Origin of the sequence: Candidatus Koribacter versatilis Ellin345, from assembly GCF_000014005.1 — a bacterium.
Classification (GTDB): Bacteria; Acidobacteriota; Terriglobia; order Terriglobales; family Acidobacteriaceae; genus Korobacter; species Korobacter versatilis_A.
On sequence record NC_008009.1, the window covers coordinates 906,077 to 924,207 of the forward strand.

At 57.7% G+C, this 18,131-nt stretch carries 12 protein-coding genes; 3 read left to right on the forward strand and 9 right to left on the reverse strand.

The genetic code is table 11. The annotated features are described in order from the left end of the window. The first annotated feature begins 194 nt into the window (after positions 1–194). On the forward strand, positions 195–884 hold the full coding sequence (locus ACID345_RS03790; protein ID WP_011521544.1) for a tetratricopeptide repeat protein: 690 nt from the start codon (positions 195–197) through the stop codon (positions 882–884). A 14-nt stretch (positions 885–898) separates the two neighbouring features. Here the strand turns inward: ACID345_RS03790 and ACID345_RS03795 are convergent, their stop codons facing one another. Continuing rightward, positions 899–2,977, reverse strand: a complete 2,079-nt coding sequence (locus ACID345_RS03795) for a hypothetical protein (RefSeq protein WP_041855415.1) — start codon at positions 2,975–2,977, stop codon at positions 899–901. 184 nt (positions 2,978–3,161) lie between these two features. On the opposite strand from ACID345_RS03795, the gene ACID345_RS03800 reads away from it, so the two are divergent. Beyond that, a complete protein-coding gene (locus tag ACID345_RS03800; RefSeq protein ID WP_011521546.1) occupies positions 3,162–4,658 on the forward strand; it encodes a hypothetical protein in 1,497 nt (498 codons plus the stop codon). Here ACID345_RS03800 and ACID345_RS03805 read toward each other — a convergent pair whose 3' ends face one another. From ACID345_RS03805 to ACID345_RS03840, 8 genes are all read right to left on the reverse strand, one after another. Next, positions 4,659–6,113, reverse strand: coding sequence for a hypothetical protein (locus tag ACID345_RS03805; RefSeq protein WP_011521547.1), 1,455 nt, complete (start codon positions 6,111–6,113; stop codon positions 4,659–4,661). A gap of 3 nt (positions 6,114–6,116) precedes the next feature. Continuing rightward, positions 6,117–8,054: a multiheme c-type cytochrome gene (locus tag ACID345_RS03810; RefSeq protein ID WP_011521548.1), complete on the reverse strand. Its 1,938-nt coding sequence runs from the start codon at positions 8,052–8,054 to the stop codon at positions 6,117–6,119. Continuing rightward, positions 8,051–9,082 (reverse strand): 6-bladed beta-propeller, encoded by a 1,032-nt coding sequence (locus ACID345_RS03815; protein WP_049761641.1) that lies wholly within the window; start codon positions 9,080–9,082, stop codon positions 8,051–8,053. Before ACID345_RS03815 ends, ACID345_RS03810 begins: the two co-directional genes overlap by 4 nt. A gap of 53 nt (positions 9,083–9,135) precedes the next feature. Next, the gene (locus tag ACID345_RS03820; protein ID WP_148210008.1) at positions 9,136–10,953 is read right to left on the reverse strand and encodes a hypothetical protein; all 1,818 of its coding nucleotides are present in this window, start codon (positions 10,951–10,953) and stop codon (positions 9,136–9,138) included. Positions 10,954–10,998: 45 nt separating this feature from the next. Next, positions 10,999–12,030: a peptidylprolyl isomerase gene (locus ACID345_RS03825; RefSeq protein WP_011521551.1), complete on the reverse strand. Its 1,032-nt coding sequence runs from the start codon at positions 12,028–12,030 to the stop codon at positions 10,999–11,001. Between the two features lie 60 nt (positions 12,031–12,090). Continuing rightward, a complete protein-coding gene (locus ACID345_RS03830) occupies positions 12,091–13,104 on the reverse strand; it encodes a hypothetical protein (protein WP_011521552.1) in 1,014 nt (337 codons plus the stop codon). A 142-nt stretch (positions 13,105–13,246) separates the two neighbouring features. Next, a complete protein-coding gene (locus ACID345_RS25075) occupies positions 13,247–14,494 on the reverse strand; it encodes a 6-bladed beta-propeller (protein WP_187148936.1) in 1,248 nt (415 codons plus the stop codon). Between the two features lie 28 nt (positions 14,495–14,522). Then, positions 14,523–15,986, reverse strand: a complete 1,464-nt coding sequence (locus ACID345_RS03840; protein WP_011521554.1) for a cytochrome c3 family protein — start codon at positions 15,984–15,986, stop codon at positions 14,523–14,525. A 679-nt stretch (positions 15,987–16,665) separates the two neighbouring features. On the opposite strand from ACID345_RS03840, the gene ACID345_RS03845 reads away from it, so the two are divergent. Further along, positions 16,666–18,120: a cytochrome c biogenesis protein ResB gene (locus ACID345_RS03845; RefSeq protein ID WP_011521555.1), complete on the forward strand. Its 1,455-nt coding sequence runs from the start codon at positions 16,666–16,668 to the stop codon at positions 18,118–18,120. The last annotated feature ends 11 nt before the right edge of the window (positions 18,121–18,131 follow it).

Sequence of the window (18,131 nt, forward strand, 5' to 3'; positions counted from 1 at the left end):
GCCAGCTTGCGTGAAATCGCGGAGCGCTGCGGGAATCTGCGCTACCCGCGCCCTCAGTCGGTCCGCCAATTGCCTTGTAAGTTGTTGAAATTATGAAGGCTTTCGTGGTGTGCAGGCTTGGCAGCTCAACTGCATTCAGTCTGGTTGGGCGGAGCTTCGCCATTGCTCCGCGGAAGTATCGAGAAGAGGTTTTCATGACCGAAATTACGCCACAACCGGAAGCCAAACCGCAGCTATCCTGGACGCAAAAACAGGTCTACACCATGAGCGCGATCTGCGTCGTACTGGGCTTGGTGTTTGGCTATTTCCTGCGCGGGTCAGAGGGCGCGAGCGCACACACCCGCACCGACGCGGCGACCCAATCGCAACCGCAGCAAGGCATGCCTCCCCAGATGGGTGAGGGCGGTGGTCAGCCAATGCCGTCGCTCGACGACATGAAGCGCATGGCCGACAAGGCTGCCGAGCCCTTGCTCGCGCAACTCAAGAGCGATCCCAAGAACCCGCAGCTTCTGGTGAAGATCGGCAGCACCTATAAGAGCGCGCATCAGTTCAAGGAAGCTGCAAAGTATTTCGGCCAGGCTTTGGAACAGAACCCGAAGGACCTCGCACTGCGCAATGAAACCGGCGCGGACTTCTACTATGCCGGAGACGTGGACCAGGCGATTGCAATCTTCCAGGACGGCCTGAAATATTCGCCGAACGATCCGGCGACTCTACTCAACCTGGGCATGATCAAGCTGCGCAAAAAGAACGACCCGAAGGGTGCGGTCGAACTCTGGAAGCAACTGCTGGCGACCAATCCGAGCCTTGAACCGCAGAAGAAGCAACAGATTGAGAAGTTGATCGCCGACGCGCAAAGCGGCAAGCCGCTCGCGTCGAACTAAGACTCACCGTCTACTTATCGCGCGCGTTGCTCGTGGACACTTGGTCCGCAGGGCAACGCGCGCATTCGTTGGTTTGCGACCAATGGCTGGCGCTGCCATACCCAACTGTTTTGATCCTGCCAAATCGGATCGAGGTCGGTCGCAATCATCGTTCGGATGTTGTAGCGATCGCAAATTGCGTCTACCTCGTCGAGCGACATCATGGTGCGATAGGGCGCTTTGAGTTCTCCGATAGCAGCTTCGCACACGCTCGGATCGCCACCGAAGGCTGCACCACAGCTAGGGTCTCCCGCGGCGAACGGATGGTCCGCGTACAAATGAATGAAGGCGATTGCGGCCGACTCGGCGTCGAACTGGTAGATCGCTTGTCGATCCATCCCCTTGTTTAATTGCGCTAGGCCTTGTTGCAAGTAGAAACCTTCGGCTCCGAGGTTCGGCAATTGCAGAAATGTTTCCGCGCGCGGCTTCTGGTTCGTTTCCACGTACCACACGAAACCGCGGAGCAACGCCACTTGGCAGATCGTGCCGAGTACGCCGATCCACAGCGCTGCATGCAGGAGTGATTTGGTTGCGCCGCGGAATCGCCCTTCCGATTTCAGTAGATCCGAAGCGATCGGCGCTGCCCAGATCAAGAGCACAAATTGAGCGGGCAAGATCCCGCGGAACCCGAGGTCATTTCCGTTGGTGACATCGGACTTGAAGATCGTCACGACAAACAGACAGCTTCCCAATAACAGCCAGGTGCAACGTTGCCATCGTTCCATCGGTGCTGTGCCCAGTGCCTCGCGCCGAAACTGGATAACAGCGACGCAAAAGAAGAATCCGAATTCGATGATGTACACCAGTGCAACGATCGGGATTTTGGCAAAATCGAGCACCACCGCGCTCTGTACACCGTGGGCACTCAGGAAGTCGATGGCCGCAGGGAAGTCGCGTAACGATAAAACGGCAAACCGGGCTCCCGCCGCAGACGACTTGGTGAGCAGGTCGCGTAAGTACGGCGCTGCGAAGAGCAGCGAAAGTGCGGAGGCACCCGTCCACGTTGCCAATGCGGTGAACCTTTGCTGTACCGCGAGCACAAGCATCCAGAGCGCGCAGAACACCGCGAACGTAAACGTCACATAGAGTGATAGTCCAGCGGCACTGGCGAACGCCATTCCGCCCAAAATCGCGGCCCAGATTTGTTCGGATCGCGAACGTTGCTCGCCTTCTGCAACGAAGAGCACCAGCAATCCCGTCATGCATGCGATCAACGCGGCCACATGGTGCGGCACCCAAAGCAGAGATCCCATCCATGAGGTGACTTGGTTCGGATCCCACCACTCCATGTCGGAGATCAAATAATGCAGTCGCGAACAGAGGATCGTGAAGGCGACAAGGTCCAGGCCGGTCACTGAAAGCAGTGCAATCCCGATGAGTGACTTGCGGCGCAGCTCAGATTGTCGAGTGAAGTGCTTCAGGAAAAGCGGTACCAGCGATGCAAGTCCGAAACCTGCCCAGACCAAGCTTCCGTTCAAGCAAGCGCGCGCCGGAATTCTGGCGAGTTGGCCCGGCAACGCCGCGACGACATACCAGTAGTAGTAATAACGCAGGGTCGGCGAACCGCCGATATTGAAGAACGGATTCAGCGGCGGTGAGCCATCGCGAATGGCGGCAGCAACGAATGGTACACGCACGCTGTGGTCGAAAACGGTCGTGCTCGGGTAGAGCCTGTCGCCAATCTGCAGGTCGACCGTCGAAAACAATGCGATCACTGCCCAGACAATCATGAAGATCAGCCCGATCTTCGTGCTGCGATCCATTGTCGAAAGCTTCCGGCCTCTCGATTCCTTCGCCAGTAAAGCCGCGCTCCCAACCGCTGCGAGAACGAACAACGCCAGCGTGACACGTGTCCCTGCGAACCTCTCCATAAGCACAGAGAGGGTCGGAACCATCGCGATCGAAAGGGCGGCACTAATCAGCAACCGCTCGCTGCCTGACGCCGCGCGAAAACCGAATAGATTCGAGAACCAAGCCAGCAAAAAACCGGGTGGAAGGAGGAAGGCCGCAAACAGGAACGTGGCTGCAATCGATTCCAGGAGGGCAAGCAGCATAAAGTTTTGCAATTTCGGACTCCCGCCCTCCGCACGCCGAACGTCCTTCTTGCGCGTGCGAAATCTCGCGAAAATGCTCCCACAATCAGCGCACAACCGGAAGTGATTTCCGTCACAACTTGCGGTGCGGACTGCACAGGGCGCGGCTTTTGCCACATGGTATGTTGAGCATCGAGGGAATGGCGTGGATGCGTTTCAAGAGATCGCAGCACTGCGGAAATTGCGGGCCCTGCAATTGCTCGCCCTGGTCGCGTTGTTCGGGGTGATCGGCGGTGTCGCGCTCAAGACGAAATACTGCGTCCTCGATCCCGACATCTTCTGGCACATAAAAGTAGGGGATTGGATCCTCGAGCACAAAGCCGTACCCCACACCGGAATCTTTTCGCAAACCGCCGCGCAGCGCCCGTGGACGGCCTATAGCTGGGGCTACGAGATTTTGCTCTCGCGCTCGTACGCGTGGTTCGGACTGGTTGGTCTCGGGAGCTTCGGCGTCTTTCTCACGTTCTTAGTCGCAGCAGCTTTATTTTGGGCGGTCTATCGACTGTCGGGCCGCTTCTGGACCGCCTGGTTGCTAACGGGCATCGGCGTCTATGCATTCTTGTTCAGCCTCATGCCGCGTCCAGTGTTCTTCTCCATGGCCATCTTTACCATCCTGCTTTGCTGGCTGCTTGAGGCACAGCGCGATGGCAACATTCGCCGTCTCTATTGGCTACCACTCATGTTCGCTATCTGGGCGAACCTACATATCCAGTTCACCTATGGGTTGGCGCTCCTCGGGTTGTTCATCACCGTCCAGGGATTGCAGTCGCTCGCACAGCGACTCATGCCAGGGCTGATGGAGCGTTATTTCGCGCCCTCGACGCTGCCACTCGGAAAACTCATCGCGATCTTTGCGGGATGCATCGCAGCTTCGTGTATCGGGCCGTATTCCTATCACTTGTTCCTCGTGCTGCGTGAATACTCGAAAGCCAAGTTCACCTATGGCATGATCATCGAATTATTGCCGCTCAATTTCGAGACCCCGAGCCATTACTTCGAATTGCTGCTCGCAGCGGCGGCTTTCGTCGCCGTCGGCTCGCAGAAGAAGATTGATCCCTTCAAACTCGCATTTCTGATTATCGGCACTGTCATCGCCTTCCGTACCACCCGGGATGCCTGGTTTATCTGCATCCCTGCCGTCGCCTTTATCGCTGAGTGCACCGCCGCTTCCGAGCGCGAGCCACGGCTGAAGCTGGCGGAAACAGCCGGTGTCCTGGTCGGGTCGTTGTTTGTGCTTTTCCTGGTTGCACGCAACACCGACTTCAATCAGCGCGGTCTCGACGAAGCTGTGAGCGGATGGTACCCAGTAAACGCGGCGAATTTCCTTCGCAACAACCCGATGCCGGGGCCTCTCTACAACAGTTTCGATTGGGGCGGATTCTTGATCTGGTACCTGCCGCAGTATCCGGTTTCGGTCGATGGCCGAAACGATCTTTACGGAGACGAACTTGATGCTCTCCTTTATGGCAGCGAGTCCGGCGATCCGAACTACGTGAATGATCCGTACCTGAACGCAGCGGGTGTCGTGCTGCTAAGGAAGGAAGTCCCGCTCGCGAAATTGCTCACCGTAGACAAGCGCTTCCGCGTGATCTACCAGGACCAACTCTCCGCAATCTTCGTGCGGCGCGACGCCGGTCAGTAGTTACTTCTTCACGACCACCGAAGCGAAATTGTCGGTATAGATTTCCTGGTACCGTTCCGTTAGGTCGGGGAATGTGGTGAGCGCCCGGCGCAGCGCCGAGTTCTTCGCGATCACGATCGTCTGCGCATCCGCAAACAGTGGAGCCGATTCCAGCCGTCGCCCGCCGAAGTACGTCGTCAGATATTCCCGGATCATCTCATCGCCGTAGAGATTGGCTCGGCCGTCGATCGACACGGGCTGCTCCGGCAAGTACCACCGGATGAACCCTCCCCACTCCAGGCTGTTGAACAGTGGCCCACGCAGGTTCTGTCCGCGAACCAGGTCACACGCTTTCACCGGCATGGACTCGCTTGCGAGCGCCATGATGCGTTTATCGTTGGGGGCGATGGCAGCAAACAAAATGAAAAGAGCCGCGGTCGCACCGACAACAACCGGTTTGTGCCAGACACTGTTCGCGTTGGCGCCCACTTCGCTGATTTGGTCATCACTCACCGTATCGCCGAGCACCGCGATTGCAGCCACAGCCACGAGCCATACATCGCGCTGAATCCGGAAGCCCAGGCAGGCAGCCAGGGTCAGCACGGCAAACGAGAAGATGTCCTTGGAACGTCGACGTCCAAGCGCGAGAAACGCGCCCATCACGAGAACAAGAATGAGGTAGTCCTGCGGCTGGCGGAATCCGAGCGGCCGCAGTTCGCCAAAATACTTGAAGGCCGCAGAGCCGTAGAGTGTCGGAAAAATCTGCGGCGCAAGATAGAACCCGTAGGGATTCAGAACCGTCGCCACTCCGGCGCCGACGCTCGCCAGCATGAGCGGCCGAAGCGGAACCTCAGCATGCTCCAGCCGATTGCGAACTGCCTCTCCGCCAACAAAGAGCGCAAGCACAATCAGTCCCAGCACAAACTGGATTTGAAAATTGCACCAGACCGCGAACAGCACCGGCAGGGCATAGAGCTGCCGCGCATCATGCGTTCTGCGCCAGTGGAAGAGGAGCGCAAGTTCAATCCCGAAGCACACGATCGCCACATTGATCGGTGCCGCCACAAATTCCGGAAATACGAACTGCATCACCGCCGCGATCACCAGCGCGAACCAGAACTTGCGGCGTCCACCGGCAAGCAGAAACGCCATCGCGGTAAGCGCGAGTTTCAGTGCCATGCCAACCACCGTCACGGCGCGCAAGGAAAGCAGCTTGTACCCGATTCCCAGCACTGCGTCGAAGGCCCAATTCGTATCGATCCACGGAACGTTCACATATTGCGACAAGACGCAGCTTCGCGGAATCGCGTGTTGCGCCAGTATCCAGCGTCCGGTCGCGAGGTGGCCCCATACCTCATCAATCCGCGCCCAGGCAGGGAACAGCGCAGTCCGTCCGATCGCCACGGCGAACAACCCAATCAGGGCAATGGTTCGCAGGATCTTCCACGAACTCCCATTTGTATTTGGATCGGCCACGACTTACTTCACCCCCGGTTTAGCGAGAGCCGGGGTCACAGAGCCGTTAGAGTAGTGCGCGTAGCCGTGGCAGGTCAGGGTGCAGGTATTTGCGCTGTGCGAGTACGCCAGCGTGCCATTGTTCGGCGCGACGACCTTCAGGTCGAAGTTCACCATGCGCTCGCCGGAGATGCCTGCCGCCGTTCCGCCCATTCCATGCGAAGTATGGCAGATGGAACAGGAGAACCCGTCGTTGATGTGGGTCGCGTGGCCTCCCTTACCGTTTTTGTCGGGCAAGAAACTCGCATCCGAAACGATGTTCGTAAGGTCGTGGCACTTCGCGCACATCGAATACGGTCCATTCGCGGAAGGATCGAGCGGCGGATTCGGAATCAGGTTTGTGATCGTCGTACCCGCACCGGCGCCGGAAGCCACCTGGCTGTATTCGTAGCGGCGCTCAAGGATGTGGCTGAACGTCGAGCCATGCGGACCATTTGGCCCGGTTCCACCACCCTCACGATTGTCATCGCTGTTATGACAATCCGTGCAGAAGATGCGCTGCCCCATGGAGCGCCCCTGGGTCTTCCCGTCGAGTTGCACCATGAACGCGCGCAAGCTTGGTTGGGGATACCCGCTGCTGCGATCGAGCATCACCGGATGTCGCGACGTCGAGGACGAGTTGAATTCATAAATCACGTTCAGCGAATCGCCGGGATTCTCTGCCGCCCACGCGGGCGCGTACCCGAAGATCGTCAACGTCGTCTTCCCGGAACTCGGCCCATGGCAACGCAAGCAGTTCTCGTACTGATTCACCGCCGGATCGATTTGCGTGGTGCCGTCCACGCCTAAGCCCTTGGTGCTGGTTTGCGAAATGCGTATCTTCGGCGGAGCATCAAAGCTCGTCACCTGCTGCGATCCGTGCGCGTTGTGACAGTCAACGCAAGTCGCATGACGATTGTTTTCGAGGACCGTTGCCTCCCCGGCGCTATGGGTGTTGTTGCCGGCCGGATACGGGTGGCCCGTCTTTGCAAATTCGGCATACACGTTCGGAATTGCCGGTGAGATGTTCGATCCCCCGTTGTGGCAGGTAATGCAATTCTGTGTCGCCGAATCCATGTTCGGCACTGGCGATGCCGGCTGCCGCAACAATTCTGCTCCGCCCAGTGCGCTATGTGGAACGTGGCACGATATGCATGAATTTGCGCCGACCGTCGTATAGCTGCCGAGTCCCGCGCCCTGCGAAAGCTTATTGTTCGTGTTCGCGTGGATACTCGTCGTCCACGGCGACAGAGGGTTGTTCTGGTTGCTTACCTGGCGTGCACCCGGCTCATGGCACGCCAGGCACAGTGCTCCGTTCGAACCGTCGCGTACCAGGAACTGCTGCGCCACCGTGTCAATCGCCTGCACGTGCGGATTGTGGCAGCTCGTGCATTCCACGTTGTTGTTAATCAACTTCACCGCGTTTTGCGGATCCGCGGTCTTGTGGCTCGAGATCAGGGTCGTGACCAGGTCCGGCGAATCGGTAGTCAAAGCTCGAAAACTAAATGGATGCGAGCCCCCGAGATTGCTGCCGAACTTGTCCTGCGGCAGCATGTTGCCTGTCATCCGCAGGCGCCCATAAGGAACCGTCTGCCCCGGCGCGACGGTGCCGTCATGGCAGCTCAGGCAAAGATTGCTATCGCCCCCGAGAGGTGGTTGGGTGGTCAGGTTCTTGAGCGTCGTACTCGTATACGTGGTGTAGGTCTGCTTCGAGAGTGTCTGCGCCCACAGGGGCGCCGAGCCCATCGTGATTCCTGAGTGCGGCGCATGGCAATACTGGCATCCGGAATTCAGCCGGCCCTTGATCGGCGAAGTGCCGCCTGGCGAGAGATCATGCGAGCCGAGTACGTCGGTAGTCCACTGCGCTGGGGAATTCACGCACAAGACACCGACCAAGAGAGCAAGCAGCCAAGCGCGCTTCATGGCTGGCCTCCTGCACGCTTACCGACGCCGTAATAATGCAGCACTTGGATCCGGCGATTAAACGAGTCAACCACGAAGATGCGGTCCTCGTGGTCAATAAAAATGCCGGAAGGAAGCTGAAACTCCTCAGGCCCCGTGCCTTTTCCGCCAAACCAGTACAGCCAGTGGCCTTCGCGGTCGTAAATCTGTACCCGCGCACTCGCACCTTCCACCACGTAGATGTGGTTCTCGGAATCCACGCTCACGCCCTTGGGACGAAACATCGCGCCCGGCGTATCGCCGATCTCGCCAATGCTGCCGCGATAGCTGCCATCTTTTCCGAAGATCTGGATGCGGAAGTTCATCGCATCCACCACCACCAGCTCGTCGCCCACAATGCGCAGTTCGGTCGGATAGTGCAATTCGCCAGGTTCCGATCCCGGCTTGCCGATCGTGGCAAGTACTTGGCCCTGCATGTCGGTGACATAAATCTTGTCGCGTAGGGTGTCGGTGATGTACACGCGCTGTGCCGCCGAATCAATCGCAATCCCGGTAGGCCGCTTGAAGAATCCTTCGCCACCCTTCAAGGCGCCAATCGAGCGCTGATACTTGCCGTCAGCATTAAAGACGAAGACCTTGCCGGTCTCAGAGTCCGTGACGTAGAAGTTGTCGTGCGCATCCACCGCCACGCATTGCGGCTGGAGCATCGACTCTTTGCCCTTCTCATTGCGTTCGACGAACTTGTACTTATGCTGGGCGAGGTCGAAGATGTGCACGCCATTCGCGCCCGGATCGGTGACAATCGCTCGCCCGCGCGAATCCACCGCGATACTGTAGGGTCTGACTAGGAAATGTTCGTCTGGTTCACCGGCGACGAAGTCCACCACCTTCGTCCAGAAGCCTTTCTTGCCGAGGACGTCACGATCGGTCGTAAACATCCGCTCGAAGGTGAGGCGTCGTCCACCCTCAATCTCGATCGCCGGAACCGAAACTTCTGCGGGCTTCTCTTTCGTTGCGGCAAGGCACGTCAAAGGAACGAGGATCGACAAGGTAAGTACTGCGGCCCTTGCTCCTCGTACGTCCAAAGTATTCTCCAGTTGGCTTAGAAGAAATTGAACCAACGCGATACGCCGACGAAATACGATGATACCGCGCTTGGCAGCGTAGAGCTTGAACCCACGTTCTGATAGAAGCGCGTGTATCCCGCATCGAGATAAAGCTTCCGGAAACGGTACCGCATCTGCGCTCGCCAAATTTCCGTATCACTCGAGTACAGACTGCTCACCGAATTTGTGCCGCCGTTGGCTTTGGAATACCCACCATTGATGGTGAGGCGCCGGAATAGCAGGCTTGACAGTCCGAAACCGTATGCCTTGCTGTTGAAGAACACAATTTCATTGGGTGAGATCACGCCCGGGGGCAGATTCCCCGGGACCGACAGGAGTCCGCTCGGCGTCAGGATCGACTCTCCATTCGACTGAGACCAGAATGCGTTCGCCTGGATCCTCTTGTACATCACCGAAGTGGAGAGGCTGTCCGTACGGCTTCCCCCGTTATTATCGGTCGAGAACGCTGTTTGCCCAGCCGCGTAAGTCGTGTTCCAGAACGTCCGGTCGCCGAACTTCTTCATCACGTGGCCGCCATAGGTCATGGACGAAGCCGTGTAGAAAATCAATAGCGTCTGAACGTTCTGCGCATAATCGAAGTACGCGTCCACGTCCCACTGGTGGATCTTACGGTTGAAATTGACATTTGCTGTTAGGCCGAGACCCGTGTGCCCATCCTGCGTGGCGCCGTCGTACGCGCCAAACGAAAAGTTCAGAGCGCCGAACAAAGGTCGAGCGTAGTTGTACGCAACGTTTCCGCCATAGGTCGTCAGCTTGAACTCGTCGCCCATGAAGAACTGTTCCTGGTGAGCAACGTCTCCCGAGACGAACAGGTTTTTCGTGAGGATATAGCCCGCGGATGTGTTCACCCGAAACGCGCGTACCGTTCCTAGTGAATAGGTGGGTACAGCTCCACCGGCGCTAATGACCTGTTCGGTGAACTGGTCCATCGCATTGTCGGTGTAATTGCCGTCGGCCGCCAGCGACAGCCGGTTCGTCGGCCGCATCGTGAAGACTGTGTTGAAATTGTCCACCGTACCGTTTGAGTTCACCGTCGGCCGATCATCGGAATAGGTGCTGTCGTAACTGTTCCGGTTGAACGATGCCGAAAAGGTACCGTTCTTCGGCAGAGGATGGTTCGCGCTGAACTGATATTGGTTCGACGACGTCGTTGTATGCGGGTTCTCTACGCCTTCCAGGAAGCTCGGGAACGTTGCGTCAGAGTTGAAGTGCGAGTAGCCAGCACCGGTCTGCCACCCGTCCCATGCGTAGAACTCTTGAACGCTGAAGTTCTTTTGGTCGTTCTTGGCCTTCGCATCGCTGCCGTAGATCGTGTTCTCGTTCGAATTGTCGTTGAAGTTGAAATTCAGTTTTGGCAATCCGGGCAGCATCACTCCCCACCCAATGCCGAATCCGCTTCCGTTTCCGTTTGTCAGCAACCCCTGCTGGCTTCCCGGGATCCCGAACTGTCCGGTGCTGTCTTTGGCGTACGAGTACGAAACCGTGCCGGGGAAGTGGCTTCCGGAAAAGATGTTCACGGTGCTATTAAGACCGCTGGAGTTGGTCAGCGATTGGAAGTCTGAATTTGCCTGCGAGCGTTGGTAATAAGGCTGAACCGAAAATGAGAGGAAGTTCGGACTGTAGTAGAAGCCGTTGACGTTCGCATCCGCGCCAAGGTAAAGCCCGTGATCTGAACTGGTGTCGTTGAAATCGGACGAGTACCCAAATGAGAAATTGCCGTTGGATTTCAGATCGACGCCGTATAGCTCGACTTGCGCGCCGGCCCGGATGCAAAAGACAATCGCGACGATCAACAACCATCCCGTTCTGTTACTTCTGCCACCCACCTGGGTATCCCTCTACAGCTCTTCTACCTTTGCGCTTTGACGGAGTTGTTTGTCGAACGAGCCGCGAAGCTGCTCGGTCTTGGCCTTCTTCATGTCTTCCTGCAACTTGGCTTTCACCTCGCCAAACGGTGTGCGGCCCGCGGGCGTGTGCGCGTTCAGCCGGAACATGGTGTAGTTCGGACCGATCTGAATCAGGTCGCTCACTTCCCCTGGTTTCATCACTAGCGCCGCTTTCACGACATCGGGCGGCAGGCTGGCGCGGTCAATCGCTTTGCGATCGCCCATCTTCACATGCCAGTCGTCATCCGAAACCTTTTCGGCAAGTAGCCCAAACTCTTCGTACGTCTTCGTCGCCTTCGCTGCCTTAAAAGCGTCGTGAGCGCGCTTGTCTGCTTCCTTCTTTACTTCCGGGTTGGCGCCCTGCGGCGGAATGATCGAGATCGTCTGGATCGAGAACGTCTCCGGACGATCGAATTGCTTCGAATTCGCTTCGTAGAATGCTTTCGCCTGCGCGTCGGTCACAACCGACTTGTCGTTGACTTCTTTCTTCAACAGGATCTGGACCAGCATCGTGCGCCGCATCTTTTCATGCATCGCCTGTCGTGAACCGAATTGCGCCACGATCCAGGCATCGAACTCCTGCTGCGACGGGAACTGCTTCCGCATCTCAGCTTCGCCCTTGCTGATGATGGACGGATCGAAGGTGATCTTGCGGCGCACTGCTTCCTGGTAGACCAGCTCTTCGAACACAATCATCTGGAGAGCGCCTTTGCGCATCTCTGGTTCCATCTTCTTGGGCACGCCGTTGTGCTGCGCGGCGTATGGGAAAATCGTGTACATCTCGCGCAACAAGTCGCGCTCAGTCAGTACCGTGCCATTTACGCGCGCAACCGGTTTGGTTTCGTCCACAGGGCGCGCGGCGGGAACGGACGTAGTCGCCGTGCGCTCTTTTGCGACCGCGGTCGGCGCGTGGGATGCCATCTGTGCGAATGCGGCGGAAACCGAGATCAGGACCAGGGCAGCGGATTGGACGGCGTATTTCATGAACTCCTCAACTCATGCAGGAAAATCGGGGGAGGGTAACCCCTCCCCCCAGGTTGTTGGTTAGAACACCGTCGTAACGTTGTTCACGCCAAATGCTTCGTTCGCTTCGCCAAAGTGGCACTGGCGGCAGAACTGGGTCGTGGACGGCGCTTGCGTAGCGCTGTTCGTGTAGTTGTTCCACGCGCCCGGATTGTAAGGAGCGTTGATGAAGAAGTAGGACGGATAGTACCCATTCTTCTGGATCGCCGTGCCGGCGGTCTTTCCCGCGCCTTTGTAGATGTACATAACATGCTGGTTGTGGCAGGTGGTGCAGGTTACGTATAGGTTGTTCTGGTTGGTGTTGCCTTCCGGATTCGCAAGGCCCCAGCTCCAGGACGTGCCTTCGATCGCCGGCATGCCATAGTTCTTCAGGAAGTTCGAATACTGCGTGCCCGAAGCGGTCGCGGTCGGAGTGATCGTGCTGACTGCGTTGCTGGCGGAGAAGGTCACCGTAAGGTAAGTGCCGAGGCGCAGGGCGCCGAAGTTGGCAGCAAGGCCCACTGGGTGATCGTTGTTGTAGTTGCCGGCCGACGAGCCATCATTGCCGAGCAGGGTCGGAATGTGGACTGCGTTGCCGTAGATGCCTGAAGGCAGAAGGTTCATTCTCTGCTCATAGGCATAGTTCGTCATCATGCCGCCCTTGGCGACGTTACCGTCGTGGCAGGCCAGGCACATCGCGATGCCGCGAATTTCATCGCTGCCCGCAGTGAAAGCGGGAATCGTTTCGGTGTAACGGCCACCATCGCCCATGGCCAGCGTGTAGCCATAAAGTGGGCTCAGGTCCTGGCCGAACAGGGCATCGTTGCCGGAGTTCGGATCGTTGTTCAACGCGCCGTTGTAGCCATTGCCGATGTTTCCACCGCCGCCGCGACCGCCGCTGTGAGGAGCATGGCAGCCCGCGCAACCGCGTCCGCCATCATTGTGTGCGCCGAGAATGTCGATCCCGGTCAGGCCGGTGCCCGCATTGTAAGTCTGCGCGGCTGCCATGCCGACAAAGAACGTCACGCACAGGATAAGCATGAATACTTTCTTCATTTAAAACCTCCTGATTTTTACCGCCTACTGCTTTCTTGCTCAGAGAAACCGTTGGGATTCGGTTCTCCTTTGCCGGCGGCCCGCGGACCGTCAAGCTTCCTGCGCAGAGCTACTGCTAATACCGCGGTTCGTTTATGTATGACTACTTCGGCTTGTTATTACTGTTTGCCGGCGCTTGCGAAGCCGTCGCTGTCGCGCCAGTCTTACCCTTTTCCAACGCTTGCCGGCGTTCCCACTCGGCACGCGCCTCCGGGTTGCTGATGTACTGAAACATCTGCACCCGGCCCGGATTCTGATCTGAGGTGTACACACGGTTCTTCTTGTCGATCGTCAGTCCGGCAACATTGCCGAACATCCCCGGCAACAATCCGTGTCCTCCCAGGTACAACAAAACTTTTCCATCTTTGCTGAAGCACTGCACGCGGTCCTGTGCGGCATCCGCTACCCACACGTGCCCGTCGGAATCAATCGCGATCCCCTTCGGCCGTGCGAACGTTCCCGGACCATCGCCCGCCTTGCCCCATGCCGTAATGAACTGTCCGTCGGCGTCGAAAATCTCTACTCGCCGGTTCGAGGTATCGGTCACATACAAGTTGCTGTCGCTGTCCACCGCTACGTTCGTCGGCCGCGCAAACTGTCCTGGCTCCGTCAGTGCGTGGTTCTTTCCCGAAGTCCCCATCTTGCGGATCAAGTTGAACTTGTCGGCGTCGTACACCAATACTTGGTCGAGCGCCGGATCCGCGACATAAAGGAACCGGTTCTCGTTATCAACCGCCATCCCGCCCGGATCTACCAGCCCCTCACTGATTACCGCTTCCTGTTTGCGATCCGGCCCGAAAACCAGTACCCGATGCAGCTGCGAGTCCGAAACAAAGAGCCGGTCGCCGTCGTCAATCGTCAATCCCGTGATCAGCCCGAAGTGCGCCTGCACTCCGTTCTTGATCATGTCGACATCGTGGGTCTCGGTGTTGAAGATGAAGATCGCTCCAACTTTTCCGTCCGCGACATACAGCAGGCCCTTCGAATCCACTGCCATGCCGTACGGAGTAGCCAACGCAAACCGCTGCTTCGGGCCGTTCTTGCCGTTGCCCTCGGAATCGCCGCCCGCCAGTCGTGCCATCCACTCCGACTTCTTCTTTTCCTGAACGATCTGCGTCTGGATCTTCTCGCCCGCGAAGAAATCCACATACTTGAGCCGCGTGATCGCAGGCGGGTTCGGCCACACGATCTTCGAGTAATCCAATTTCTTCAGAACCGACTCTTCCTGCACAGGCGCGGCAGCATCCTTCTTCTTATCTTTTCCACCGAAGACAGGCACAGCGCAGCCGAGCACCAGCGCGAGGATGCACGTCGCGGTTGTTGCTAATTTCGATTTCGACTTGTCGCTCATGCCGTACATCTTGAAAGTTCCCTCGCTCTTACTTCGTGGGTGTCGTCTTCGGTCCCGTCTTCGGTGTCGTTGGCTGCGGCGCCGCCTGTGTCGAGTGGCAGGTTTCGCAGAACTTCCCGTTTGCTTCCTGGTCTTTCACCAGCAGGTTGTCCTTCGCCGAAGCGTGCGGCTGATGACAGGTCAGGCAGTTGATCGACTTCACGACCTTGTTGCCGTCGGTCAAATCCATAATGTCGGAGACCGGATGTCCTTCCACCGGGTGTCCGCGGCCGTACTTGATCGGTAAGGTCGGTACCTGTTGGAAGTAGTTCTCCGGCAACTTCACCTTGTCGTTGAAAATCGTTACAAGATGATCGGCTTCGAGCTTCTTCGGCTGCGGATCCGGTCCGTGACACTCCAGGCACAGCGCATTCGTTGATGCAGCTCGCAACAGGTGTTGATTTTCGCCACCATGCGGCTCGTGACACGTCGCGCAACCCTGCTGGAACGCCGGCTGATGGAGATGCGCTTTTGTCTTTTGCAACTCCGCCTGGTCCGAGTGGCAACTCGTGCAAGCCGCAACTCCATTCGGAGTTGGGAATGCCGGCTGCTTTCCGGCGTGCGGGTTGTGACAAGTAGTGCAATCGCCCATCGCTCCAGGATGCTGAACCTTCGCCTTCTCGATCTGCTCGGCCTTCTCGGCGTGGCAGGTCACACATACGGCTTTGCTGTCAGCAGCCGTTAAAACTACCTTTCCGTCTTTGGGAGCGCTGTGACACGCGTCACATTGGCGTCCCTCGAACGGCATATGCTGAAAGGCCTGCATCAGCTTCGGCGACTTGGACTGGTGCGGATCGTGGCAGGTCAGGCAATCGGCCGTACCAAACGGTTGTCCCTGGTGCGCCTTCTGCAGGCTCGCGTCCTTCGCATCGTGGCAGTCCAGGCAAAGCCCCGGAGCGTCCTTCGTAAGGTGGTTATCGAACTCGCGCTTGCCGCGTTCGCCGGTCTTGTGGGTTACGTGGCAGGTCTCGCAGCCCATATCCAGCGCCGCGTGCCGGCTTCCGCCCTGCGGCACGTTCATTCCCTTGGTGTGGCAAGTCAGGCAGATGTTCTCTTTGCTCGTCTCGCCGCTCGTGGGCTTCAGAAGCTGGTTCTTGTTGTCGGACTGGTGCGGATCGTGGCACTTCACGCAATCGCGAACGGCCGGCGCGTGCACCTGGCCTTTAATCTCGGAGGCTTTCTTGTCGGCGTGGCAGGTAAAGCAAACGCCGCTGGTGGTCGTCGCGACCAGCTTTACGCGGGTGATGTTCCGGTTGACCCGGACTTCATGGCAGCTGGTGCAGCCCATCGCAATCGCCGAGTGCACATTTTTGCCCTTCGACTTTTCGCCGTGGCACTCAATGCACTTGGCCGAATCCGTCTTCGGATCGAGCGGCACCGGATGGGTAGCGGCAACCGCCTGCCCAACTCCGATCACCATGCTCAGGATTGCGAAGAGACCCAGACGACTCACAGCTACCTCCGGTCTGTGCATGTGCACGACGCGTACCGTAGCTGCGGGATTTCACCATTGTTTTTCCACGAAGCCTAAGCTGCTGAAAATTCAATGACCTACATCAACCTCGGACATTGCGTTTCATTCTGGAACCGAATTCTGCGCGTTCAAATATGGGTTTTCCCCCACAGGCGTCACGCGAAATCCCGCAGCCCCGGTTTGGAATTTGTGATACCCGTCACAAATCTTTGCCCCACAATCGGTTCACTCATGCGATCGAGGTAGTTCCGAGTTCTAGCTCGGCGAATAACGGATGACCTCCCCGGCTGAAAATTCAATTCGAGCGACACAAGTGAAAGGGCATGACTTCACAAGCTGCTGAAAAACTCGTTTCGAAAGGTTTTGTATCAGGGCACGACTTCAGTCGTGCCGAAAGAGCCGCAAAAATGTTGGGGCTTCAGCCCCTGCGCACTCTCTCTCCCTCCCCGCACTCTGTAAACCTCACGGCTCTGGCTTATCACACCGATTGTGATAAGCCCCTGCGCGCTTGCAATCACTCGGTTGCGTGATATCTCGCACACTTGCTCCTGCAACGAAACCCTCCCGCAATCGCAAGTTCCTCAAAACACGCCACCAATTCCGCTCGCACGGATTGGCCTCCCGCTTGCACCTACCGCTGTGCCGGGAAGGACTATCGATGTCTGCACAAAAACAAAACATCCCAACCAGGATCTTCCGCACTTTTGCGTCTCTTCGTACTGGCATCACGCTCCTCATCCTGGTAGTCATCGCTGCCGCGATCGGAACTTTCATCCTCCAAAGACCCACCACCGACGCCGACAAAATAGCGCAGGCCTATTCACCAACCGCGCTTTACTGGCTCGACCGCCTCACTCTTACCGATATCTTTCATGCGTGGTGGTTCGCCACGTTGCTTGCGCTAGTCAGCGTCAGCATCGTTTGCGCTTCTATCGATCGTTGGCCTAATGCCTGGCGCTTTTATGCGCGTCCGTACCGCAAGCCCGATCCGCACTTCCGCGCTGTGCTTCCCAACCACACCGAACTCCCCATCGCTGATCCCAAGTTGGCGCTGAATGTCGCAGAAAAGGCGTTGCTCGAACTTGGCTACAAACCCGAGCGCATCGTGGACGCCGACCACGTCTCGCTCTACTCCGAGAAGAACCGCTTCTCGGTGATGGCCGTTTACGTGGTGCACGCCAGCTTGCTCCTGATTTTCCTCGGCGGCATCATCGACGCCGTCGTTGGCTATCGCGGCTTCATGGCGATCGTGAACCACCAGAGCAACAACACCATCGAACTCCGCGATGGCGGCAAGAAAGTCCTGCCCTACGCTGTGGTTTGCAACGACACCGGTCAGGAACGCTACGAAGACGGCACCCCGAAGAAGTGGTGGTCGAAGCTGGCAGTCGTTCGCGACGGCAAAGTGGTCCAGGAAAAAGAAATCGTCGTCAACGATCCGCTGGTCTATGACGGGCTTCGCTTCTACCAGGCCAGCTGGGGCATGACTGGCGATCTCGACCAGGTCTCAATCGTCGCCGAGCCCTTTGAAGGCGGCTCTCCGCAAACCGTCGGCCTCTCGCTGAACAAGGCGGTGAACCTCGACCCGCAGACCACGGTCACGATGTTCGAATTCATCCCAGACTTCTTCGTTCGCGACAACCAGATCTTCCGCCGCTCCAACGACCCCGTGAACCCGGCCTTCCACCTCAAGGTGAATCGCGCTGGCACGGAATCGCTGGTGTGGCTGATGCCCGCGTACAAGAACACAACCGAAGACCAGAAGTCGCCGTTCAAGTTCTCGCTGACCGAAGGCCCGGGCGCGATGCGCATGGTGCATTACACCGGCCTCGAAGTTTCGCATCAGCCCGGACAGTGGGCAATCTGGGCAGGCGTTCTGCTGATGGGAGTCGGCCTCGGCGTGGCGTTCTATATGGTCCACGTTCGCTTCTGGATCATGCCGGTCGAAACCAAGGATGGACAGTTGGTCCTATGGATCGGCGGCTCCGCCAACAAGAACAAAGACAAGTTTGAAGAGAAGTACTACGAACTCGTGGCGAAGATCCGCCACGAGCTGGGGATCAAGGAAGTGCCGGCCGCTGAAGAAGAAGAGAAAGAGCTGGCGCACGTTTAGCAAGTAAGCCG